Origin of the sequence: Bordetella petrii, assembly GCF_000067205.1 — a bacterium.
GTDB lineage: Bacteria > Pseudomonadota > Gammaproteobacteria > Burkholderiales > Burkholderiaceae_B > Bordetella_A > Bordetella_A petrii.
In genome coordinates, this window is sequence record NC_010170.1 from 268,694 (window position 1) to 291,869 (window position 23,176).

General features: G+C 66.9%; 23 protein-coding genes. 6 read left to right on the top strand and 17 right to left on the bottom strand.

Annotation, left to right across the window (positions count from 1 at the left end):
* Window positions 1-29: 29 nt before the first annotated feature.
* Window positions 30-899, bottom strand: a complete 870-nt coding sequence (locus BPET_RS01195; RefSeq protein WP_012247266.1) for an NAD(P)-dependent oxidoreductase — start codon at window positions 897-899, stop codon at window positions 30-32.
* A 201-nt stretch (window positions 900-1,100) separates the two neighbouring features.
* On the bottom strand, window positions 1,101-2,588 hold the full coding sequence (pdxR, locus tag BPET_RS01200; RefSeq protein WP_012247267.1) for a MocR-like pyridoxine biosynthesis transcription factor PdxR: 1,488 nt from the start codon (window positions 2,586-2,588) through the stop codon (window positions 1,101-1,103).
* A gap of 97 nt (window positions 2,589-2,685) precedes the next feature.
* Between pdxR and BPET_RS01205 the strand changes: the two genes are divergently transcribed.
* Window positions 2,686-3,321, top strand: coding sequence for an FMN-binding negative transcriptional regulator (locus BPET_RS01205; protein ID WP_012247268.1), 636 nt, complete (start codon window positions 2,686-2,688; stop codon window positions 3,319-3,321).
* A gap of 150 nt (window positions 3,322-3,471) precedes the next feature.
* Complete coding sequence (locus tag BPET_RS01210) at window positions 3,472-3,804, top strand: glycine zipper 2TM domain-containing protein (protein ID WP_012247269.1); 333 nt, start codon at window positions 3,472-3,474, stop codon at window positions 3,802-3,804.
* Window positions 3,805-3,837: 33 nt separating this feature from the next.
* On the opposite strand, the gene BPET_RS01215 is transcribed toward BPET_RS01210, so the two are convergent.
* A complete protein-coding gene (locus BPET_RS01215) occupies window positions 3,838-5,037 on the bottom strand; it encodes an MFS transporter (protein WP_231852645.1) in 1,200 nt (399 codons plus the stop codon).
* Between the two features lie 301 nt (window positions 5,038-5,338).
* Between BPET_RS01215 and BPET_RS01220 the strand changes: the two genes are divergently transcribed.
* Window positions 5,339-5,641: a hypothetical protein gene (locus BPET_RS01220; protein WP_012247271.1), complete on the top strand. Its 303-nt coding sequence runs from the start codon at window positions 5,339-5,341 to the stop codon at window positions 5,639-5,641.
* 15 nt (window positions 5,642-5,656) lie between these two features.
* Here BPET_RS01220 and BPET_RS01225 read toward each other — a convergent pair whose 3' ends face one another.
* From BPET_RS01225 to pcaH, 8 genes are all read right to left on the bottom strand, one after another.
* Complete coding sequence (locus BPET_RS01225; protein ID WP_012247272.1) at window positions 5,657-6,214, bottom strand: MarR family winged helix-turn-helix transcriptional regulator; 558 nt, start codon at window positions 6,212-6,214, stop codon at window positions 5,657-5,659.
* Window positions 6,215-6,307: 93 nt separating this feature from the next.
* A complete protein-coding gene (locus tag BPET_RS01230) occupies window positions 6,308-7,510 on the bottom strand; it encodes a Gfo/Idh/MocA family protein (RefSeq protein WP_012247273.1) in 1,203 nt (400 codons plus the stop codon).
* 21 nt (window positions 7,511-7,531) lie between these two features.
* Entirely contained in the window at window positions 7,532-8,503 is a 972-nt protein-coding gene (locus BPET_RS01235; RefSeq protein WP_012247274.1) for a PDR/VanB family oxidoreductase, read from the bottom strand.
* Between the two features lie 28 nt (window positions 8,504-8,531).
* Window positions 8,532-9,521, bottom strand: coding sequence for an ABC transporter substrate-binding protein (locus BPET_RS01240; RefSeq protein WP_041862606.1), 990 nt, complete (start codon window positions 9,519-9,521; stop codon window positions 8,532-8,534).
* Between the two features lie 15 nt (window positions 9,522-9,536).
* Complete coding sequence (locus BPET_RS01245) at window positions 9,537-10,856, bottom strand: Rieske 2Fe-2S domain-containing protein (RefSeq protein WP_012247276.1); 1,320 nt, start codon at window positions 10,854-10,856, stop codon at window positions 9,537-9,539.
* 91 nt (window positions 10,857-10,947) lie between these two features.
* Complete coding sequence (locus BPET_RS01250; protein WP_012247277.1) at window positions 10,948-11,961, bottom strand: Bug family tripartite tricarboxylate transporter substrate binding protein; 1,014 nt, start codon at window positions 11,959-11,961, stop codon at window positions 10,948-10,950.
* Between the two features lie 364 nt (window positions 11,962-12,325).
* Window positions 12,326-12,916 (bottom strand): protocatechuate 3,4-dioxygenase subunit alpha, encoded by a 591-nt coding sequence (gene pcaG / locus BPET_RS01255; RefSeq protein ID WP_012247278.1) that lies wholly within the window; start codon window positions 12,914-12,916, stop codon window positions 12,326-12,328.
* A gap of 3 nt (window positions 12,917-12,919) precedes the next feature.
* On the bottom strand, window positions 12,920-13,636 hold the full coding sequence (gene pcaH, locus BPET_RS01260) for a protocatechuate 3,4-dioxygenase subunit beta (protein WP_012247279.1): 717 nt from the start codon (window positions 13,634-13,636) through the stop codon (window positions 12,920-12,922).
* Between the two features lie 105 nt (window positions 13,637-13,741).
* Between pcaH and pcaQ the strand changes: the two genes are divergently transcribed.
* Window positions 13,742-14,692, top strand: a complete 951-nt coding sequence (gene pcaQ / locus BPET_RS01265; RefSeq protein WP_012247280.1) for a pca operon transcription factor PcaQ — start codon at window positions 13,742-13,744, stop codon at window positions 14,690-14,692.
* On the opposite strand, the gene BPET_RS01270 is transcribed toward pcaQ, so the two are convergent.
* From BPET_RS01270 to BPET_RS01280, 3 genes are read right to left on the bottom strand one after another with little or no spacing between them, the layout of a single operon-like run.
* Window positions 14,689-15,144 (bottom strand): carboxymuconolactone decarboxylase family protein, encoded by a 456-nt coding sequence (locus BPET_RS01270; protein WP_012247281.1) that lies wholly within the window; start codon window positions 15,142-15,144, stop codon window positions 14,689-14,691. The genes pcaQ and BPET_RS01270 overlap by 4 nt on opposite strands.
* Complete coding sequence (locus BPET_RS01275; protein WP_012247282.1) at window positions 15,137-16,546, bottom strand: lyase family protein; 1,410 nt, start codon at window positions 16,544-16,546, stop codon at window positions 15,137-15,139. The genes BPET_RS01270 and BPET_RS01275 overlap by 8 nt, the downstream gene beginning before the upstream one ends.
* Window positions 16,543-17,541, bottom strand: coding sequence for a Bug family tripartite tricarboxylate transporter substrate binding protein (locus tag BPET_RS01280; protein ID WP_012247283.1), 999 nt, complete (start codon window positions 17,539-17,541; stop codon window positions 16,543-16,545). The genes BPET_RS01275 and BPET_RS01280 overlap by 4 nt, the downstream gene beginning before the upstream one ends.
* Before the next feature lie 117 nt (window positions 17,542-17,658).
* On the opposite strand from BPET_RS01280, the gene BPET_RS01285 reads away from it, so the two are divergent.
* Window positions 17,659-18,555: a LysR family transcriptional regulator gene (locus tag BPET_RS01285; RefSeq protein ID WP_012247284.1), complete on the top strand. Its 897-nt coding sequence runs from the start codon at window positions 17,659-17,661 to the stop codon at window positions 18,553-18,555.
* Between the two features lie 144 nt (window positions 18,556-18,699).
* Window positions 18,700-19,803, top strand: coding sequence for a sensor histidine kinase (locus tag BPET_RS01290; RefSeq protein ID WP_012247285.1), 1,104 nt, complete (start codon window positions 18,700-18,702; stop codon window positions 19,801-19,803).
* 3 nt (window positions 19,804-19,806) lie between these two features.
* On the opposite strand, the gene BPET_RS01295 is transcribed toward BPET_RS01290, so the two are convergent.
* The 3 genes from BPET_RS01295 to BPET_RS01305 are packed head-to-tail and all read right to left on the bottom strand — an operon-like array spanning window position 19,807 to window position 23,117.
* Window positions 19,807-20,880, bottom strand: a complete 1,074-nt coding sequence (locus BPET_RS01295; protein ID WP_012247286.1) for a CaiB/BaiF CoA transferase family protein — start codon at window positions 20,878-20,880, stop codon at window positions 19,807-19,809.
* A complete protein-coding gene (locus BPET_RS01300; protein WP_012247287.1) occupies window positions 20,877-21,893 on the bottom strand; it encodes a YhdH/YhfP family quinone oxidoreductase in 1,017 nt (338 codons plus the stop codon). The genes BPET_RS01295 and BPET_RS01300 overlap by 4 nt, the downstream gene beginning before the upstream one ends.
* Before the next feature lie 12 nt (window positions 21,894-21,905).
* Complete coding sequence (locus BPET_RS01305) at window positions 21,906-23,117, bottom strand: CaiB/BaiF CoA transferase family protein (protein WP_012247288.1); 1,212 nt, start codon at window positions 23,115-23,117, stop codon at window positions 21,906-21,908.
* Window positions 23,118-23,176: the final 59 nt, after the last annotated feature.

Genomic DNA, 23,176 nt, shown 5'->3' on the forward strand with positions numbered 1-23,176 from the left:
GGTAAATACCGCCGCCGCGCCGCCGGGCCTCAGGTTCTGCCCGCCTGTCCACCCGCGCTGCGCAAGGTGTAGTCGGCCATGATCGACCAGTCCCGCTCCGCGCCGCCGGCCTCGACGGCCTGGCGCATCTGCTCATGCACGGCGGCCAGCATGGGCAGCGGCGCGGCAAGGGCCTGCGCCGCTTCGCGCGCCAGCCGCAGGTCTTTCAGGCCCAGCGTGGCCTTGAAGCCGGGCTGGTACTCACCTTCGTTGATGAGGTTCGAATAGACCTGGTAAGAACGGCTGCCGAACAGCGTGCCCAGGATCAGTTCGAAGAAGTCCGCGCGCGGCACGCCGTTGGCGTCGGTCAGTGACGCCGCTTCGGCCATGGCTTCGATGGCCATGGCGATCATCATGTTGCAGGCAACTTTGGCCGCGTGCGCGCCGGCGGGCTGTTCGCCCAGCAGCCAGGTGCGTTTGCCAATGGCTTCCAGCATCGGCCGCACCCGCTCCAGCGCGGCGGGCGCGCCGGCCGCGAGGATGTTCAGCTCTCCTTTGGCCGCCACGTCCGGGCGTCCCAATACCGGCGCGGCCACGTAGGCGACGCCTGCCTGGCGATGATGTTCGGCTAGTTCCCGGGAGAACGCCACCGAGATGGTCGAGCTCACCACATGCACCACGCCGGGCCGGGCCTGCTTCAGCACGCCGGTATCGAGCAGGGCGCCGCGTATGGCGGCATCGTCGGACAGCATGGTCAGCACGGCATCGGCGGCAAAGGCGTCGGCCGGGGCGGCCACCATCGTGACGCCATCCACTTGGCCGCCGGAGCGGTTCCAGCATTTGACGCTGTGCCCGGCGGCCACCAAATTGGCCGCCATGGCGCGCCCCATGGCGCCCAGGCCGATCAGTCCAATTTCCATATCGTTTTCCTTACGGGTTGGTATCAGCCCTTGGCTGTGCCTGGTGCTGACTGTGCGCCTTTTATGGCGCTGCAGCAAGTCGCGGTTGAAAACAGGCCACGCCGCCGGCAGCGCACAGCCGAGCAGGCGTTACGGCCCGGGCGCCATCGAAGCCAACGGCACCGGCGGACCGATCACGGGGGTGTCCAGGGGTGCAGCCGCCTAGCCCCGCCAGTGCTTCACAATCGTCGCAAGAATGCGGATACCCCGCTCGATTTCCTGCGGCGCCAGCCCGGCGTAGCCCATGATCAGCCCCGCTGGCCGACCGCCCGGCGCCGGCGGCGGTTCGGTGAACAGCGGCGAAACCGGGTAGATGCCCACGCCCTGGCCATGGCAGGCCGCCACCAGCGCCGGTTCGTCTTCCGCAGCCAGGCCGCGCAGCCATAGCACCGCATGCAGGCCGGCGGCGGTGCCGGTGATGCGGGCGCAGTCGCCCAGGTGGCGCGCGACGGCGTCGAGCAGCGCCGCGCGGCGCTGGTCGTTTTCGCGCCGTACGCGCCGCACGTGGCGCTCGTAGGCGCCGCTGTCGATCAACGACGCCAGCACGCGCTGATCCAGCACCGGCGCGTGGCGGTCGGCCAATTGCTTGGCCTGCCGGAAAAACGCCACCAGCTCGGCGGGCAGAACCAGGTAGCCGAGCCGCAGCTGCGGCGACAGGGTTTTCGAGAAAGTGCCGATATAGATGACCCGGTCATTCACGTCGATGGATCGCAGCGCGTCGATGGGGCGCTGGCCGTAGCGGAACTCGCCGTCGTAGTCGTCTTCGATGATCCAGGCCTGGTGCCGCTGCGCCCATTGCAGCAGCGCCATCCGCCGGCCTACCGGCAGCACCCCGCCAAGCGGAAACTGGTGCGAGGGCGTCACATAGGCCAGCCGGGCGCGGCTGTCGCCGGGCAGGCTGGCAGTGTCCAGGCCGTGTTCGTCCACCGGCATGGCCAGCAGCCTGGCGCCCGTGGCTTCGAAGCAGCGCCTGGCCATCGGATAGCCCGGTTCCTCGAACACGAAAGTGTCCTGTGCTTCCAGCAGCAGCCGGGCGCACAGGTCGATGGCTTGCTGCGAACCATGCACCACCACGATCTGCGCCGCATCGCAGGACAACCCCCGGGCGCGTGCAAGGTAGCCCTGCACCGCGCGGCGCAGCGAGCCGTCGCCTTCCGGCGCGATATAGCTAAGACTGCGCGGCGGGCGCAGCAGTTCGGCCTGGTATGCGCGCCGCCAGGCCAGGGTGGGAAAGTCGCGCGATGCCACCGCGCCGTAGCGGAAGTCGATGGCCACCGGCGCCTGCGCGGACGGCAGCCTGGGCAGATCCAGCGCCGCCACGCGGCGGCCGAACTGGGACAGGCGCGGCGGCGGCCGGCTGCGCGACTTGCCGGCTGAAACCGATGGGGCCGCTGCCGCAAGCCGGGCCGCGACCCGCGCGGCGCGCCCCGGGGACGTCACCAGAAATCCTTCGGCCGCCAGTTGCTCGTAGGCGGCGGTGACGGTGGTGCGCGACACGCCGAGCTCGATGGCCAGCGCGCGCGTGGAAGGCATCCGCCCCTTGGCGGCAAGCGTGCCATCGGCGATTTGCGCGCGCAGCAGGTCATAGATGCGTCGCCCTGCCCCGGTGGGGCCCGGGCTGCGGCCAGGCGGCAATTTGATCTGGCCCATATTAAGTTGCAGAAACTGGTTCTTTTAATTGTGCCTGTTTTGCGCCATAGTGGCCACGTCCGGCGCTTGCGCCGTCAGCCCCGCATTGTTTTCAGCCATGTACATTCCCGAACACTTTGCCGAAACCCGGCCCGAGGTTCTGCATCGAATCATCCGCGAACATCCCTTGGGCGTGCTGGTCACGCATGGGCCCGATGGCCTGGACGCCAATCACCTGCCGTTCGAAATCGATCCCGACCAAGGGCCGCACGGCCTGCTTTCGGCCCATGTGGCCCGCGCCAATCCTGTGTGGCAAAGCTGTCCCACCGGCACGCCGGTCATGGTGGTTTTTCGCGGCGCCGAGGCATACATATCGCCCAACTGGTATCCCAGCAAGCACAAGGCGCATCGCCAGGTGCCCACCTGGAACTACGAGGTCGTGCATGCGCACGGCATCCTGACCATACGCGACGACGAGCGGTTTGTGCGCGGCATCGTCGCGCGCCTGACTCGCCGGCACGAGGCCGCCGAGCCCCGGCCCTGGAAAATGGGCGATGCGCCGCCCGATTTCATCGACGACATGCTGCGCCATATCGTGGGCATCGAAATTTCCATCACGTCGCTGGTGGGCAAGCTCAAGCTCAGCCAGAACAAAGACGCGCGCGACCGCCTGGGCGCGGTCCAGGCGCTGGATGCCCGCGGCAGCCACGAATTGGCTGCGTCCATGCGCGACGCGGGCCGGGAAAACGACTGAAACACCTTATACACACCGTATCCGAGCCTGCAGGACTGACACGGATGGGCGGTGCTAACTTGTTCTCCAGATAACCGATCTCGGGCTTCGGCCGGGGTATCGCACAGGCGAACCGCATCGCAGGGGCGGCCCGCCATAAGGAGAACAAACATGATCATCGCCAAACGATTCATCCAGGTTGTATTCGCCGGCGCGCTGGCATTGGGCGCAGGCGCCACCGCGCAGGCCGACGACCAGGCGCGCAACACCATCATCGGCGCTGGCCTGGGGGGCGTGGCGGGCGCGTTGCTGTCGGACGGCGATCCCCTGGTCACGCTGGGCGGCGCCGCTGCCGGCGGGGTGCTGGGCAACATCATTACCGATGACGACCGCGGGCGCCATCGCCATCATTGGGATCGCGACCGTTCTTACAAGCGGGCCAGCTACCGGGACCACGACCGGCATCACGGCAACAAGCACTGGCGCAAGCACCGGCGCCACTGATGGCCGCTGCCCTGCGCAGACGCGCGGGTTGTTTCAGGCGCGCTTGCGCGCGGCCGCTTCGTCGCGCGGCAGGCACGCCAGCACCAGCAGCGAGCATGCGCCGGTAAAAATGAACGCGTAATCGTAGTGCCCGCCAATGGCGACGTAGGCCGCGAATAGCGTGGGCGCCACCATGTTGGTCAGGTTGACCAGGATGCTGGAGCCGGCCGCGGTTTCGGAGATAAGGTGAGCCGGCGAGCGCCGCGCAACCTCTGCAATCTGCACGCCGTTCCAGCTGGCTGCCGAGGAGCCCGCTACAAATGCCAGTACCACAATGGCCCACAGGGGCCAGGCCGGGGTGGTCAGGCCCAGCAGTGCGGTGGTGGCGGCCGACAAGATCGCCGCGATCGACAGCGTTGCGGCGGCCGAGTGCAGGCGATCCGACAGCCAGCCCAACACAACGCGGCCAATCACGCCGCCTGCCTGCATGACGGCAAAGACGGCACCGGCCAGGCTCAGCGAAAACCCCAGGCGGTCTATCAGGTAGATGACCGTGAACGTGAACCAGCAGCTCTGCGATACGGCGAACAGGCTGCCCACCACCGACATTTTCATCAGGCCGGGGTTATGCGCCAGCGAGGCCAGCGGCACTGTCAGCGTGCGCAGCGAGTGCAGGGTAGGCGTGGCCAAGGCGCGGCGCTTGCGGGGCGGCGTCTCGTCCAGGTTGGCGCTCAGGCGCCAGGTCAGGGCGGTGGGCAGCACCACCGCAACTGCGCAGAAAAACAGCGCGATGCGCCAGCTTGTCAGCGTCACCAGCACGGGCACCAGCAGCCCCGCGATGACGCCGCCCAGGGGCACTCCGGCCTGCTTGATGGAAAAGATAAGGTTGCGCATGCCGGGCGGAGAAAAACGCTGCAGGACTTCGCTGCCCGCCGGGTTGGCCGCGCCGTTGCTCAGGCCCATGATGAAGCAGGCCGCCAGGGCGATGCCCACGCTCGGAAACAGCAGGAACGCCATGCCGGCCGCGCCCAGCACCAGGGTCAGCTGCAGGGTACGCATTCCGCCGATCTGCTTCAACAGGGCCGAGCCTGCCACCAGGATGGCGAGTCCGCCCAGCGAGTTGCTGGCGGTGAGAAAGCCGATGGAACTGCCGCTCCAGCCGAATTCATCGGACATGGCCGGGGCGACGATGGGGATGAGCCGGTTCAGGAATGAAGAAGTGGTCTGCAGGGTGAAAATGGCCACTACAGGCATGAGCCACGTTGGTGCTGCACGGGTCATCGCGTCTCTTGAGGGGTTCTTATGGTGCGGCGGCGGGGCGAACCGGCTCGTCCGGGGCCGTTTCCTGCCGTCATGATACGCCTGGCCCGGCGGGTGGCAGCGCGGCAGGCCATGATTTGTTGCGCCACATTCACGCTCGCCCCCGCAATGCTTCGCATCTTTTTGTCAACATCCAGTCGAATGGCCTTAAGCTGGGGTCTGCCGGTGTCGTAGACCAGATGTACAGATGCGTAGCCAGCGCATACGTGATTCCACCATACGCGAGGGGCAAGACATGAAAGTCATGCGAGCATTGTGGGTCGGTATGTTTGGGGCGGTGATTGCCACGCCGGCAATTGCCGCGGGTGGGAAGATATTCTTCACGGGCAGTATCGTGGTGCCGGCGGATTGCCGAACCGATCTGCAGGTTCAAGGCCGCCAGCCCACGGCCACGCTGGACTGCGGCGCGCGTGCCGGCGCGCCCGAGCGCCGGCCGCCGGCGATTCCGGTGGCCGAGGTGGCGGTGCGGCCGCTGCACGACGGGGCTGTGTCGCCGGACGGCATACGCCGGTATGTCGTCGACGTGACGTACCGCTAGGCCAGCGACGGGCCGTCAGGCCTGGGATTCGGCGGTCTCGTTGATGCGCCGCGACAGTTCGCGGGTAGACGGCACGCGCCGTTCGGCGTTTTCCATGGATGCTTCGTCGTCGGCCAGGTTGGCGATGATGGTCAGCAGCACCTTGCGCGCCGTCTTGATTTCGGCCGCGGTCAGGCCGCGGGTGCCGATGGCATTGATTTCTTCGGCCAGCGGAATCAGCTTTTTCTTCAGGGCGCGGCCATTGCGCGTCAGGAACACGTGGATGTTCTTGTTGTTGCCGGGCAGGTGCTTGCGCTCGATATAGCCCAGCGCTTCCATGGCTTTCATGGCTGCATAGGTGGTGGGTTCCATGACGCCGGCCTGCTCGCTGAGCTCGCGTTGCGTCAGGCCGTCCTGTTCCCACAGGATGCGAAGGAACGCCCAATGGCCGAACGAAACGTTGTGATCCGACAGGCGCATTTGCAGGCCTCGCACCAGGGCGCGGGTGGCATCCTTGATAAGGTGGGCCAGGCGGTCGTGCGGAACGGCCTCGCGCCAATGGGCAAGGACTTTTCTCGTTTCTTTGGAAGTCATGCGAAAACCGCGTGATGAAGTCGGAAAGTCGCCGAAAATGATACCGCAAAGCGCCGATGGCACTTTGGACCGGAGCGCCAGGCGTGGCGGGGATCAAGACGCTGCATCGATTTGACGGTGCAGGGTCGCGTCGGCGCCCGAATCGTTGGATTGCAGCATGGCCAGGCAGATTTCCAGCGTGGCCTTGGCCCAGCGGCCGTCATGCAGGGGGGCGCGATCCAGGTAAATGGCGTCATGCAATTCACCCACGACTTCCAGGCGCGGCGCGGCCGGCGGCGGCAAGGGCAGGAAGTCGCGGTTCGCGTCGCCGTAGACCATGATGCCGTGCGGCAGGGGGCGCAGGTCGGCGTGTTCGCACGACACCACGATCGCGCCGAAATGCTGGTGCCTGGCCGGCGGGGCGCCAGGCGCCGGGGCCGCCGGCGCGGTGTAGCTGGGCCCGCCATAGGTGCCGGCCGCCTTCAGCGCGGCCTCGTCGCGCGGGCTGCCCAGGCGTTCCAGCTTGCGCCTGGCCGCACCGTAATCGTCCGGGTTTTTCGCATGGCCCATTTCGCCGGTCCAGTCCATCCACTCGTCAGAGTCGAAATGCGCGTAGCCGTTGTAGTTCAGCGAGGCATAGGCGCCGCCCTCGAACCATAGCAAGGCGCTGTAGGCCCCTTCGGTGGGGCGTTGCGGATCCCAGTTGCCCAGCGCGCAGCGCAGCCGGGTGGGGCGCCGGCCCACCAGCATGCGCACGATGTCGACCTGGTGGGCAGCCTGGCTGAACACGGCGCCGCCGCCCTCGCGGGTGGCCAGTTCCTCGGGGCGGCGCGGGCGGTACAGGTAGTCGGTATAGTTCAGCGCGTGCACCATTCGCACTGAGCCGAACGTGCCTTGGGCGATGAGTTCGCGGCAGCGCAGGTAAGGGGTGTCGAAGCTGTGGCAGTGTCCGATCACCAGGTGCACCCCGGCTGCGTCGCAGGCCGAGATCATGGCGTCGCATTCTTCCAGGCTGAGCGCCATGGGTTTTTCCACCAGCACGTGCTTGCCGTGCGCGGCGGCGATGCGTGTGTGTTCGGCGTGGTGCTGGTGCGGGCTGGCGATGTACACGGCCTGCACGTCCGGGTTCCGGGCCAGCGCCTCGGCCGACTCGTAAACCGGGCATTGAAAATCGGAGGCGAACTGCGTGCGCGCTGCCGGGCGGGGATCGCAGGCGGCCACCAGCCGCACGCGCGCGTCGCCCAGGAACGACGGCAGCATCAGCGAAAACGCGCGACCCAGCCCGATGACGCCCAGATTCAGAACGGAAGTGCCCATGTGGCGGCTCCAGGTAGGTGGCTACAGGTCCAGCACCAGCTTGTCGCAAGTGGCGCGCGAGACGCACACCATGATCTGGCTGTCATGTTCGTCGGGCAGCAGCACCATGTCGCGGTGATCGGCGGTGCCGGCCAGCAAGCCGGTGCGGCACGAGCCGCAGGTGCCGCTTTCACAAGAATGGCCGACGCGCACGCCGGCCTGCAACAGCACCGAGAGAATCGACTTGCCCACGGGCACCACGAACTCGCCGCCCGAGCGCGCCAGTTCCACCGTGAAGGGCTGGTCGTCGGGTTGCTTGCCGCCGCCTTCGAGGAAGCTTTCGAAATGGATGCGCCCGGGCGACCAGTGGCCGGACATGTCGCGCACCGCTTCCATCAGGCCGCGCGGACCGCAACAGTACACATGGCCGCGGTTGGGTTTTTCGAGCACCGGCCACAGATCCAGCGACTGAGCGGGGTCGCCATGGTCGTGGTGAATGCGCACGCGGCCCTGCAACTCGGGACAGGCGAGTTCATCCAGGAAGGCGGTGGTGGCGGGAGACTGGCTCAGGTAGTACAGCTTCCAGCCAATTTCCGGCCGCTCGTCCAGCGAGCGGATCATGGACAGAATAGGCGTGATGCCGATGCCGCCCGCAATGAAAATCAGGCTGTCGGGGTTGTCCACCAGCGCGAAGGCATTGTCGGGCAGCGACGTGGGCAGCACGTCGCCCACGGCAGCCTGGTCCACCAGGCTGACCGAGCCCCCTCTGCCGTGTGCATCGCGCTTGACGGTGATGACATAGCGGTCGCGTTCGGCAGGGTTGTTGCACAGCGAATACTTGCGCATTTCCCCGTTGGGTACGCGCACTTTCACGTGCGAACCGGGAGTGAAGGGCGGCAGCTCGCCGCCGCCGGCATCGCGCAGCTCGAACGAGCGTATGCCGTCGGCGGCGTCGGCGATGCTGGCGATGCGCAGCGGCATCAGGGTCTCTGGGCCGGAGGTGGGCTCGGTCATGGCAATCTCGTGCTGCGGGGCGGCCCGCCTAGATCTTGTAGGTTTCGTAAGTGCCGGGATGGAACAGCTCGTCCACCGCGACATGCCGCGGCGACAGCCCCTGGGCATGGTGATGCCGCGTGAACGCTTCGAGCGTAGGCCGGTTGGCCTCGACGCCGTAGGCCCAGTAGTTTTCGCCCAGGGTCTCGCGCGCGGCTTTCAGCTGCTCTTCGACGAAGGGCAGGGTGACCTTGGTGGCGGACGTGTCTTCCAGCTTGGCCAGCGCCGCCGCCTTCGATTGCTCGAAGGCCTTCAGCAACGCGCCCGGCAGCCAGGGGTGTTGCTCGGCCAGGGTCTTGCGCAGGCCCACCACGTGCATGATGGGAAAGATGCCGGTGCGCTTGTAGTAGTCCTTCGCCACGGCGGTCGGATCGTCGAACAGCCAGCCGACATCGGGGTTGGCGCGCGCCGCGCCAAAGGGCGCCCGGGGCGCCATGAACCCTTCGATTTCGCCGCGGTCCAGCATGTCCGATATGGTGGTCGACGGCGCAGCGTCAATCATCTTCACGTCGGCCGGCAGCTGCAGCTTGATCTTCTCGGGGCGGCCCGGCTGGTCGATGCCGCCGCGCACCCAGGTCACATCCGACGGCTTGACGCCGTAGTCGTCTTCCAGCAGGGCGCGCGCCCACACGTTGGCGGTGAGCTGGTATTCGGGGATGCCAATGCGTTTTCCCTTCAAATCCTGTGGTGACCGGATACGGTCTTTGCGCACGTAAATGGAGGTATGGCGGAACGCGCGCGACAGGAAGATCGGCAGCGCAATGTAAGGGCAGTCGCCGCGGGCGTGCTTGACCAGGTAGCTGCTGAAAGACAGTTCGCTGATGTCGAAGTCCTGGAAACGGAACGCGCGGAAAAACATCTCTTCCGGGCTCAGCAGCATGTAAGTGGGGTTCACTCCGTCGATCTGCACGGCGCCGTCGTACAGCGCGCGGTTGCGGTCGTAGTCGCCCATGGCGATGGAAAGCGATAGCTTGGCCAACGTGATCTCCTGGATTCAAGCAGTGGTCTGGTAATTGCCGGCCAGTTCCGGATCGTTGCCAGGCTGCGCGCCGGCCGGATGCGCGGAGAACTCGCGCCAATCGGTGGTCTTGGGCACGATGGCCTGGAACGAGCAGACGCCGGCGGGAATGCGCAAGTCGCCGGTGCCGATCGCGGCCTCGCCTTTCTGGAATGCCTGCACGGCTTCGAGCATCTGGCGGCGGAACTCGACGATGGCCAGGTCGCTGGCGCCCAGCCGTTCTTCCGCGCGGTTTGCCAGCGGACCCATGGTGATCCACATGGCGATGTCCTGGTTCGGAAAGCCGCGTATGCCGGTGAAGTTGCCCGCCTTCATGGCCTGGCGGTCTTGCCAGAAGCGGTTTTCGGGATTGCGATGTGGCCGGTATCGCTCGTCCAGGTCGACGCCTACGCTGGTGCCCAGGAAGCGGCGCCAGGTCTCGGTGTCGGGCGTCGTGGCCTTCTCGCCCCAGGCAATGAAGTAGAACGCCGTGCTGGTGTCGTCCTGGGGCACATTCACATTGGCCACGTTGTACAGATTATTGGGCGGGATCAGCACGGTGCCCGGCGCCACGAACACGGTAGAGCGGACATAGTCGTTCTGCGCCGCGTTGGTGATCGGCCGGCGGATGGCGGCGTAGCGGAAACCAAAGGGGGTGCGCTGCACTTGCAGGCGCGGCGCCTTGTCGGTGGAAGGGCGCAGCCAGTTCTTGTCGGTGGCTTCGGCGCCGCCCACGCGGGCAGGCACGAAATCCGACGAGTGCAGGCTGGAGCTGTGCGCCGAATCGATCGCGCCTTCCAGAATCTGAGCCCAGTTGCAGGGAATGATCACCTTCGCGATGCTGACCTTGGTGTCGGCCGTGGGCGCCCATGGCGGCGGGGCGAAGGGCGGAATGTCGTCCTGCGCGCCCATGTAGGCCCAGATGACGCCGCCCCATTCCTGCACTTTGTAGGCTTTGTGCTTGACCTTCTGCGCCATGGTGCTGGCGGCCGGCTCGGACACCATTTCGATCACGGTGCCCTCCACGTCCATCTTCCACCCATGGTAAAGGCAGCGCAGGCCGCACTCTTCGTTGCGCCCGTATACCAGCGACACGCGGCGGTGCGGGCAGTACTCGTCCATGACGCCAACGCGGCCGTCGGTGTCGCGGAATACCACCAGGTCTTCGCCCAACACGCGCGCCTGCACCGGGTCGCAGTCCGGCTCGCTGACCTCTTCGCTCAGGCACACCGGCGTCCAGTGCCGGCGCATCAATTGGCCCATGGGCGCATCGCCGACCACCCGGCACAGCAGTTCATTTTCTTCAGTCGTCAACATAGGGTCTCCTTCATGTCGGGGTACGGCGCGCGATCGGGCCGCGGCGCGCGGACCGGCATACGCAGTCTTGCGCGCCGCCCCGGGAACAGGGCTAGTCGGCCTTGACTCCCGCTGCCTTGATCGCGCTTTGATAGCGTTTGGTTTCGTCGTCGATCGCGGCTTCGTACTCGGCGGGCGTGCCGCCGACCGGTTCGATGCCCAGCGTGTTGAACTGCTTGACGACCGCCGGAGCCTTGACGGCCTGGGCGATGGCGGCGCTGAGCTTTTGCACGGCGAAGTCGGGCGTGCCGGTAGGGGCCAGCGCGCCCACCGTGACCGCGAAATTGAAGCCGGGAATGACCTCGGAAATGGCTGGAATGTCGGGCGCCAGCGCCGAACGCTTGCCGGCGTTGGTGGCGAGAATCTTCGCCTGGCCTTTGTCGGCGAAGCCCGACAGCGAGGGCAGAGCGGCAAATACCACGTCGACCTGGTTGCCGATCATGGCGGGTACCGACTGGCCCGATCCGCGGAACGGCACATGGTTGATGTCCAGGCCCAGGTCGACCTTCATGGCCTCCATCGTGAGATGGTGCGAGCTGCCCACACCCGACGAGCCGTAGTTCATGACCCCCGGCTTGGCCTTCACGCGCTTGATGAAGTCTTGCAGCGAGGCGATGCCGGTCTGCGTGCTGGCGGCAAGAAAGAGCGGCGAGGTAGCGACCAGGGAAACCGGCACGAAGTCGCGCTTCGGGTCATACGGCAGGTCTTTGTAGAGCGATGGGTTGATGGACATCATCGAGCCGTCGGTGACCAGGTACGAATAGCCATCGGCGGGGCTGCTGGCCAGCGCCTGCGCGGCGACGACACCGTTGGCGCCAGGCTTGTTTTCCACGACCACGGGCTGGCCCATGCTGAGCGTGAGGCCCTGTGCCACCACGCGCGCCACGGTGTCGGGCAGGCCGCCCGCGGCGTAAGGAACGATGAAGCGGATCGGGCGCGACGGGTACTGCGAGGCCTGTTCCGCGTGTGCGGCGGCCGGCAGCGCAAGGCCCAGCGAGGCGCTGAGCAGCGATGCCAGGACGACGCTACAGCCCTGGCGGCGAAGTGCTGATCGAATGTGAATCATGAGTCTCTCTCCGTTTTTTCTTGGGCACGTTTTTTAATGGGATAAACCTGGGCTTCCTGCGAGCTTGCGCAGCCGGCGATGTCGTGACGTGCAGTCAAATAATATTAGATGGCTAAGAATAATTCAACGAATCGAATTGCAAGAAAGCGTTTTTTTTAAATGGGGATTTCCCTGGTCCTGGCGATGCGTGAGGCAACGCCAAAAGCCCGCTGCAGCCAAGCTGCGCGGGCGGGGGAGCCAGGCCAGTCGCGTCAGCGAGGTGCCTGTCTCCGCAGGTGCCAGACACCGTGGTGCGCTACGGCCATCTCAGTGATACGGCGCCTGTCACTCCTGACGGAGCCCGGCACCTGGAGAAGCGTTGCCTTCAAACATCGAAAAACACGGTCTCGTGCGGGCCTTGCAGGTGAATGTCGAACTGGTAGGCGGTGCGGCCTGCGTACGGCAGGCGGCGTGCGATGAGCGTGCCGCGTCGTTCCGGCGGCACGGCGGCCAGCACGGCATCCTGCGCGTGCGCTGCCGCATCGTCTTCAAAATAGATGCGGGTGTAGGCGTGCAGCAACATGCCACGCATCATGACGATGACCTCGATATGCGGCGCGGATGCCGGCCCCAGGGCGCCCGGCTTGATGGTCTCGACCACGAAGCGCGATTGCGGGTCGGCGCCGGTGCCCACTCGCGCAAAACCCTTAAAGCCGCTTGCGGCGATGCCTTCGAGCGAGCGCGCGTATTCGCCCGCTGCGTCGGCCTGCAGCATCTCAATGACGGCGTCGTCCACGGCCTGGCCGCTGCCATCGTAGACGCGGCCTTCTATCGTGATGGGTTCGCCCGCCGCGTGGCGTTCGGCCAGTACCGGCGTGAACAGACTCTTGAGGTCGAAGTTGTATTGCTCGGGACACAGCCCGTACGCGAAGAACGGGCCTATGGTCTGGGAAGGCGTCTGCTTCAGGACGGACATGGCTTACTCCGTGGGGGTCTGGCGCGCACCGCGCAGCACGATGTCGAATTCGTAGCCCAGGGCAAAGCCTTCCTGGGTGGCGTCGAGAGAAAACCGCGATATCAGGCGTTCGCGCGCGTGCGCGGGCGTGCCCTGGAAAATAGGATCGAGCTGCAGCAGCGGATCGCCGGGGAAGTACATCTGGGTGACCAGGCGTGATCCAAAGTAATCGCCGAACAGCGAGAAGTGAATATGGTTGGGCCGCCAGGCATTGCCGTGGTTGCCCCAGGGATAGGCGCCCGGCTTGACGGTCAGGAAGCGGTACCGCCCCTGCTCGTCGGTCAGGCAGCGGCCCGCGCCCAGGAAGTTGGGGTCGAGCGGCGCGTCGTGCTGGTCGCCCTTGTGGACATAACGTCCCGCGGCGTTGGCCTGCCAGATTTCCACCAGGGTATTGCGCACCGGCCTGCCGCCTTCATCGAGCACCCTGCCGGTAACCACGATGCGTTCGCCCAGCGGCGCGCCGTTCTTGGCGGCGTTGCGCGTAAGGTCGTGGTCGAGCGGCCCGAGACAGCTGGCGCCGTACACAGGCGCCTGGCGATTCTTCAGTGCTTCGTCCAGGGGAATCAAGGGCAGCGTCGGGCTGCGCAGGACCGACGATTTGTATTCAGGATGCCGGTAGGGGGGATGTGAGTCCCAATCCCTGGGGGTAAGAATCGTGTGGGGTGGCGTGGAACCGTCCATGGGGAACACTCCGGTTGCTCGGCGGGATGGATTGAGCTGCCACTGTAATAGGGCTATAAAGTTATGGTAAGTGACGTTTTATGCTCATGAATTGCATGAAAAGTTATGGAAAACCTATTTCAGAGCGGCCGCATCAAGTTGCGGCACATCCAGTGTTTCCTGGCGGTCGCGCAGTTGAACAACCTGCAGCGCGCCGCCGAGCGGCTATCTATCACCCAGCCGGCGGTATCCAAGACCCTGTCGGAGCTCGAATCCGTGCTGGGCGTGCGGCTGTTCGAGCGGGGGCGGCGCGGCGCGGAGCTGACGCGCGACGGCCGCATCTTCGCGCCGTACGCCCACAATTGCCTGGGCAGCCTGCGCGACGGCATCGGGCGGCTGGCGCAGGCCGACGATGGCGCGTCCGTGACGGTGGCGCTAGGAATCTTGCCCACAGTGGCCAGTGTGTTGCTGCCAGCAGCCTTGCATGCGTTCCGGCAAGCCTGGCCCATGGCCAGCTTGCGCATCCACACTGGCCGCAATGCTGAGCTGCTTGAAAGACTGAAGGCGGCCGATATCGAATTCGCCGTGGGGCGGCTGGGCGAGCCGGATGCAATGGCCGGCATGAGCTTCGAGCATCTGTTTCGGGAGCCGTTGACGGTGGTGGTGCGGGCCGGGCATGCCTTGCTTGGCGACGAGGCGCTGGCCCCGATGGCGATGGCGCGCCATTTGCTCATTGTGCCGCCCGAAGGCACGCTGATACGCCAGTCGGCCGAAAGCGTGATCAGCGCATTCGGGCTGCCGCGCCACGTGGCGCGCGTGGAAAGCCTGTCGGTGTCGCTGAGCCTGGAGCTGACGCTGCGCAATGACGCGGTATGGTTCGTGCCATCGAGCCTGGTCGAGCGGGGCGTGGCCGACAACACGCTGGCGCGCTTGCCCATGCCGTTTGGCGGCACCGACGAACCTATGGGTCTGCTGCGGCGCACCGACGTGGCGCCGTCGCCGGCCGCGCTGAGCCTGCTGGACGCCCTGCGCCGGGTCGGGCTGCAGCGCGAGCAGGCGCGGGTGGCGCCGGGCTAGGCGGCGGGTTCGCCGCTCCAGAAGTCGGCCTTGGGCGGGCTGCGGTCCAGTGCCGCCAGGACTTTCAGCACGATGGCCATGCCGGTGTTGCCGGCCGGCACGCCCGCGTACACCGCCGTCTGCAGCAGCACTTCGCGGATCGTGTCCAGGTCGAGCGCCGCCGCGTCGGGCGCGTCTGCCGGCGCCTGCAGACCGGTGCGGACATGCAGTTCGAATTCTTCCCACCGGCCCATCGACGCCGTGATGGCCAGCACCATGATGCGCCGCGTGCGCGGGTCGAGGCCCGGGCGGCTCCAGATGCTGTCCCACGCATAGCAGGTGATCAAGCGCTGGAACTCTACATTCAGGGTGTTGGCGTTGCCGACCGAGCGGTCTACCCACGCATCGCCCAGGATCTTGCGGCGGTTCGCCAGGCCGCGCTCGAGCGCATCGTCGGGAAGGGAGTCAGACATGATGGGGCTCCAGAGAGGAAGAAGGTTCTGACGCATCGAGCGCGCGCAACAGTTCATGGCAGCACGCGGCCGAAGCTTGTACGGCGCGCTGTGGGTCGGTGGCTGTAGCCAGGGCGTGGGCCGCGGCGCGCGCCGGTTCCGCACCGCGGGTGGTTGCGACCCAGTGCTGCAACAAGGCAGACAGCGGCTGGCGCTGCGCCAGCGCCTGCGGCGCCAGGTGTTCGATGGCCTGTTGCGCGGCCTCGCGGCCGGTAATGGGCGCCAGCGCGTCGGTGCAGGCTTCCGAGAAAATGACCTGGTACAAGGCATCGATGTGCGACTGCATGCGTGCCGCGTCGACCCGCAGCCCGTCGGCGGCCAGGCGCAGCGCCGCGGCGGCGCCGTGCACGCGTCGCCATAGCGGCGCCCAGACAGACAGCTCGGCCTGCCATTCGCCCATGGCCCGTTCGTGCGCCTGCGTCATGGCGCCGAGCAGCGACGCCGCCAGCCCGGGGACCGGCTGGGTCAGTGCGATGGCCTGCATGCAGTGCACAGAGTTCCGCTTGTGCGGCATGGCGCTGGACGTGCGGCCGCGCGGCGCCTCGGCCAGTTCCCCGACTTCGAACTGCGACATCAGCGACCAGTCGCGCGCCAGCTTCGACAGGCTGCCGGCGCACACGGACGCCTCCATCGCCAGCCGCATCCAGGCATCGCGCTGCGTATGCCAGCTTTGCCCGCTGGCCCACAGCCCCAACTCGGCGGCCAGCACGAGTTCTACCTGCGCGGCCCGATGACCCATGGCGGCGCGGTTGCCCACTGCGCCACCCAGTTGCACGCACAAGGCATGGGGCGCGAGCGTGCACAGTTGGCTGGCGCTGCGTTGCAGGGCCCCCGCCGATTGCGCGCACTTGAAACCGAAGCTGGTGACCTGGGCTGGCTGCAGCAGGCTGCGCGCCATCATCGGCGTGGCGGCGTGGGCATGGGCCAGGGCGCGCAAGGCGGCGGCCAGCTTCTGCAGTTCGTCCAGCAGGGCCGCCAGCGCGGTCTTGGTCAGCACGGCATGCGCGGTGTCGACGGCATCCTGGGTGGTCGTGCCCCAATGCAGGCATGGCAGGGCAGCGGGGTCATGGCTGGCCAGGAAGGCGCGGATGGGATCGACCAGGCCGATGCCGAACGCGCCCGTGCCGCGCGCCCGCTCGACGAAGTCGGCGCGGTTCAGCTCGATGCTTGCGCAGGCCCGGGCAATGGCCGCTGCCGCCGAGGCGGGCACCAGGCCGGCGGATGCCTGCGCCCGCGCCAGCGCGGCCTCGAAGCGCAGCAGCGCATCGAGCCATTGCTGGTCGGAGAAAAGTCCGATGTCGCCGGCCGGGTCCAGGCACTGGTCGATGAGCGATGCCGCCATGGCGGGCTTGTCCGTGCTCATGCCGATGCACCGGAAACCGCGATCACGTGGCCCCACTTGCGGCTTTCTTCCTGGATCCGGCGGGTGTACTCGGCGGTGTTGCCCAGCATGGGCTCGGCGCCTTCCACCGCCAGCCGCGATTGAAAGTCGGGCGTGGCGGCAACATCGAGTATGCGGGCTTGCAGCTGTTGCACGACTTGCGCGTCAACGGCCTTGGGAGCCAGGATGCCGTAGGTCAGCGTGCTTTCGAAATCGGCCAGCTCCGGCACGCCCGATTCGATCATGGTGGGCACGTCGGGCATCAGGTGCATGCGTTTGGCGCTGGTGACGGCCAGGGCGCGCAGCTTGCCCGACTTGACCAGCGCCATGGCGGCGGGAATGACGCTGAAGCTGAAGTCGACCTGCCCGCCGGCCACATCGGCCAAGGCGGGCGCGGTGCCCTTATAGGGCACGTGCACCGCCTGCGCGCCCAGGGTCTGCAGGAACATTTCGCCGGTCAGGTGGCCGCCGGTGCCCGTGCCGCTGGACGCATAGTCCATGTCAGACCCCTTGGCGCGCAGCGCCTCGGCCAGCTGCGCCACGCTTTGTATCGGCGACTCGGCCGGCACCACCAACAGCAGGGCCGAGGATGCAAACATGGCGACCGGCTGCAGGTCTTTCGAGGCATTGAACTTCAGGTTCTTGTACAGCGCGGGGTTGATGGAAACCGTGCCGGTATGCCCCAGCAGGAAGGTGTTGCTTTGCGCCGCGGCCCGCACCACCTGCTCGGTGCCAACGTTGCCGCCGGCTCCCGGCTTGTTTTCCACGATGACGTCCAGCTTGAACATGTCGTTCAGGCCGTGTGCCAGCTGGCGGGCCAGCACGTCGTTGCCGCCGCCCGGGGCGAACGGAACGATGATGCGCATGGCGGCGCCGGCGCCTTGCGCCCAGGCTGGCGTGATCGACACAGCGGCCAGCCCAAGCGCGGCGGCCAGCGCATGGCGGCGGGAAGGACAAGACGGGGCGGTGCGGCTCATGGGGTTTCCTTGTTCTGCGTATGAGGGCCGGCGAGGGCCGAACAGAATATTGTCGTCCGCCGCTGCCATAGCAATACAGTATGTGCGGCTTTCATTAAATGAAAGAAAATACAGGTAATGGATATCCGCTACCTGAATCACTTCCTGAAGGTCGTGGCCGTCGGCTCGATGTCCGAGGCTGCGCGCCAGCTCGGCCTGAGCCCGGCCGCCGTGGCCCAGCAGATGCGCGCGCTCGAGCGCGAACTGGACGTCTCCCTGCTGGTGCGCCAGGGGCGCAGCGTGAGGCCCACGGCGGCCGGGCAGCGGCTGGTCGAGCGCGGCCAGGCGCTGGTGCAGGATGCCGACGCGCTGCGCGACTGGGTGGCTACCGACGAAGACGAAGGCGAGCTGCGCCTGGGCACGGTCAATACGGCGCTGCATGGCTTCCTGCCCGACATCCTGCAGGCTTTCACCGAGCACTACCCCCGCGTGCGCATTGCCTTGCGCATTGGCATCACGCCGGCGCTGTACAGCGCATTGGTGCAATCAGAGCTCGATGCCGCGCTATGCCTGAAGCTGTCGTTCGACTTGCCCAAGACCGTATGCTGGACGCCGCTGCGGCACGAACCCCTGGTGGTGCTGGCGCACGCGCGCGACGCGGGCCGCGACCCGCTTGAACTGCTGCGCAACGAGCCGCTGGTGCGCTACGACCGGCAACTGGCGGGCGGCAGTCTGGCGCAGCGCTATCTGCAGGCCCATGGAATCCGTCCGCATGAGCGGATGGAGCTCAATTCCATCATGGCCATAGCCCTGCTGGTGGAGCGGGGCCTGGGCGTGGGGCTGGTACCCGACATTGGCCAGGGCCTGGCCGGTCAGCATTTGCGCAAGCTCGCCGTTCCGCCCATGCCGGCCGAAGGCGGCGACCTGACTCCGCCGCCGCGCGAGCTGGGCCTGCTGTGGCGCGACCAGTCCCAGCGCGGGCGCTGGGTGCGCACGCTGCTGCAGTGCGCCCAAGAGATCGTGCGGGCGCCGTAGCGCCGAGTCTGTTCGCGTGGCTCAGTCCGCCGCGCAGGTGGCCCAGCATGGCATCGCGCGCCGCGCCCGTTTCGTCGAGCGAACGGGCCTTTTCGTCGAAAAGGCCTTGTTTCGCCTGGCCCCAGACAACATAATCGGGGCGCGATGGCACTTCCGGATTCCCCTTCCGCCCTGTTCAGTTCTGCCAGCCAGGAGCTCAGCCGAGGCGAGTCGTCGGCGGGCTTCTGGCGGGCCCAGGTCGTGGGCTGGCTGTTCCTGGCGATAATCGGCTTCTGCATCCGCCTCGCCGTGTTCGGCAGCGCGCCGGCGGCATTCTGGCTGACCCTCACCCTGGAGCCGCTTGCCTTCCTGCTGACCAGCGCTGCGGCCGTGTGGCATGGGCGCCGCGCGTCCAGCAAGCATTCGCCCCTGTTGGTGCTGGCCTGCTCGGTGCTGCTGTGCGTGGCCGCGTCGGCCCTGCTGGCATCGATTGCCTATGCCATTCACCAGCTCTTCCCGCCCCAAAGCCTGCGGGTCATGCCCGAGAACCAGTATCGCCTGGGGTTTCTCTACTACATGGGCATACTGTCCATCTGGACGCTCGTCTACTTCGGGGTGGCCGCCGAGCTCGCTGCCCGCACCGAGCGCATTTCCAAGATGAAGGCCGAGACGCTTGCCCTGCGCCTGGAGCTGGAACACCTGCAGTCGCAGATAGAACCGCACTTCCTGTTCAACGCGCTTAACACTATCGTGGCCGAGATCGAGGCTCGTCCTGCCATTGCCGAGGAAATGACGCGCCGGCTGGCCGACTACCTGCGCTATTCGCTCGACCGCCGCGGGCAGGGGTTGTGCGGGCTGGACGAGGAAATCGAAGCCGCGCAAGACTATGTGCGCATACAAGCCCTGCGCTTTGACCGGCAGCTCGAATACCGCTGCCACATCGACCCGGCTTCGCTGGCATGGCAGATTCCGCACATGACTTTGCAGGGCCTGGTAGAAAACGCCATCAAGCACGGCATGCGTTCAGATAATGAGTCCTTCCGGATCAATCTGCGTACCCGAATCCAGGACGATGAACTGGTCGTCGCGGTGGACAACCCTGGCCAATTGCGCGCGCCCTACGACCTGGCGAAAGGCGGAGGCGGCCTGGGCAACCTTTGCCGGCGCCTGGCCCTGTGCTACCCGGGCCGCAACCGGTTTTCGTTGCACCAGCAAGACGACCGCATCGTGGCCGAGATCAGGCTGCGCGGCGACCCGGTGGCGCCCTAGTATTCAGCCCGGCCTCGCCCGGCCCGTGGGCGGCGCGGATATCTCGCCGGGCGTGCGTGAAAACCGCGGAGCCGGCGCGGGATGCAGCACATTATTAATCTGCTGAAAGCTAGACCGCGCCACGAAGTGCGGGTGCCGCGGCACTTCCGCCAGCGACAGCACCGGGGTGACGCACGCTTCGGTATCCTGGAACACGCCGGCCCAATGGTCCCGGGGATGCCGGGCGAAGATGCGCGCCAGCCTGGCGCGCATGTCGGGCCAGCTGGCCTGGTCGTGCTGGTCGGGCAGCGATCCGGCGTCCAGCCCCAGCCCGGTGAGCAGGGCGGCATAGAAGCGCGGTTCGATGGCGCCCACCGCAACGGCCTTGTCGTCGGAAGTGGCGTAGGTCGTATAGAAGGGCGCGCCGCCGTCCAGCAGGTTGCTGGCTCGGCGGTCCTGCCATTGCCCCCGCTGCCAGCGGCCCAGGATGGGCGCCAGCATCGATAGCGCGCCGTCGACCATGGCCGCGTCGACGACCTGGCCCTTGCCGCTTTGCCGGCTTTCCAGCAGCGCGGCCAGCACGCCCGTCAGCAGCAGCATGCCGCCCGCCCCAAAATCTCCAATCAGGTTCAGCGGAACCACGGGCGGGCCGGTTTCGGGTCCAATACTGTGCAGCACGCCGCTGGCGGCCAGATAGTTGATATCGTGGCCCACGGTCTGGGCCAAGGGGCCGGTCTGCCCCCACCCGGTGATGCGTCCGTAGACCAGGGCGGCGTTGCGCGCCCAGCAGGCATCCGGCCCCAGTCCCAGGCGCTCCATGACGCCCGGGCGCAAGCCTTCCAGCAGGACATCAGCCTCGGCCGCCAGGTCGAGCACCATCTGGCGGCCCGCTTCGGTCTTGAGGTCGGCGGCCACCGCCTGCTTGCCGCGCGCGGTCAGCTCGAAGCGCGCGTCGCGAGGGATGCCCATGTCGGCGGGCGCGGGCCTTTCGATGCGGATGACGGTGGCGCCCATGTCGGCCAGCATCATCCCGGCCCAGGGCACCGGGCCAGGCGCTTCCAGTTCCAGTACCCGCAATCCGGCCAGCGGGCCTTTCACGGCGTCTCGCCGAAATCCACGAGGGTCCGGCCGCTCGTGGCGCCTTGCAGCTGCCGATCGGCATGAGCGGGCAGTTCGGGCAGCGTGATCGCGTGAACGTGCGGCTCCAGCGCCTCGAAACCGGGTCTCCATTCGGCGGCAAGTTTCTGCCACAGGCGCTGGCGTTCGGGCCAGCCGGCATTGGCCACGATGCCGAACAGGTGCACCCGGCGCATGATGAATGGCAGCACGCTGCCTTCGTAGTGGTTTCCGCCGGCGTTGCCCACGGAAGCCACCAGGCCTTCGTCCTTCATCGAGCGCAGCAGCCACGCAAGCACGTTGCCGCCTACGTTGTCGATGGCCGCCGCATAGCGGGCGGATTCCAGCGGGCGTGTCGAGTCCAGCGCCGTCCGGACGTCCACGATCTCGGCGGCGCCCAGGCGCCGCAGCGTGTCGGCCTGTTCCGGCCGGCGCGTGATCGCGGCGATGTGATAGCCCGCCCTGGCAAGTATGGAGATGGCCAGCATGCCGACCGCGCCGTTGGCGCCGGACACGGCGACCGGGCCCTCGGCGGGGGCGAGGCCGTACGACTCGAACCTTGCCAGCGCCATGGCTGCCGTAAAGCCCGGCACGCCGAGGATGGCCGCTTCGCGTGCCGACAGCCCTGGTGGCAGCTTCTGCAGGTGCCGGGCGGGCACCTGCATCCATTCCGAGAATCCGCCGTCAAAGGCGATGCCGGTCTGGAAGCCGTGGACCAGCACTTCGTCGCCCGGCGCGAAGGCATCGTCGGCCGAGGCGGCCACGCGGCCCACCGCCTCGATGCCGGCGATGCGCGGATAATCGGTGATGATCTTCGCCTTGCCCCGGATGGACAGGCAGTCTTTATAGTTGATGCCGGCGTAGCGGGTACGCACCACGACCTCGCCGGCGGACAGCTGGGGCAGGGTTACGGTCTCGATGGCGGACTGCACGTTGCCATCGATGCGGCGAGTGACCAGTGCCTGGAACGAGTCGGGTTGCTGGAGCATGGACATGGCTGTGTGGCCTCATATCACGCGTTGTTCGCGCAGTTCCGCGAGTTGATCGGCCGTGATGCCGAACTCTGCGTAGACCTCGGCGTTGTGTTCGCCGACCGAAGGGCCCGAGCGCGGGGCGGGCATGTCGCGGCCGATGACGCGCGGCACGATGCAGGGTGCAGGCAGGCTGCCATGGTCGGGGTCGGGCAGCCGGATGATGGCGTTGCGCGCCTGGAAGTGTGGATCGGCCTTGATGTCCTCGATGTCGTACACCTTGGTGAAGGGAATCTCGTGCGGTTCGAGCTGGGCGCAGATGTCCGCGAAGGCATGCGACGCGAACCATTGCGCCAGCGCACCATCCAGCGCGTCCATGTTCTGCACCCGCTTGGGCAGCGTGTCGAAACGGGGGTCGGTGATCCATTCCGGCTTTCCGACAGCATTGCATAACCGCACATAGACCGCCTGCGACGATGCAACCAGCGAAAAATAGACGCCATCCTTGCTGCGATACATGTTCGAAGGCGAGGTGTACGTGGTTCGGTTGCCCGCGGCACGCCGCACCTGGCCCAGTTGTTCATGCTCCACAGGCAGCGGGTCCAGCATGCGGAACAGCGCTTCCGTGGCGGCAAGATCGACTTCCGCGCCCGGTAATTCCGGATTGCCGCGCAGGCGCGCCACTTCCGCCGCGATGGCGAACGCACAGAAAATGCCGGCAATGGAGTCGCCCAGCGGAAAGTTGCTGTGCAGCGGCGAGCCGCCCGCTTCACCCGTCAGGTTGGTGAAGCCGCTCATCGCCTCGAACACGCGCGCGAACCCGGCCCGCGAACGGTACGGCCCGGTCTGGCCGAAACCCGTCAGGCGCACCACGATCAGGCGGGGATTGGCCCGGTGCAAGGTCTCGATATCCAGGCCCCAGCGGTCCATGCTGCCACTGCGGAAATTCTCCACCAGCACGTCGAAGCTCGGCAGCATCGACAGCAGGATCTGCCGCCCCTGTTCTTTGCGCACATCCAGCGTGATGCCGCGCTTGCCGCGGTTCGCTACCTTCCACCACAGCGGCGAACCGTCCTTGATGGGCTGCATGTGGCGTAGCGCGTCGCTGCCGTCCGGAAGTTCCAGTTTCACGACGTCGGCGCCATGGTCGGCGCACAGGGTGGCCCCGCTGGGCGCGGCCAGCACCGTCGCCATATCGAGGATCCGGACGCCGGCAAGCGCGCCGGAAGAAGAGGGTGTCAGAGTCATACGGGCATGAAGCGAGGTTGTGTCAGACCCCCGTTATGCCCGAGCCCGGGGTGGCCAGC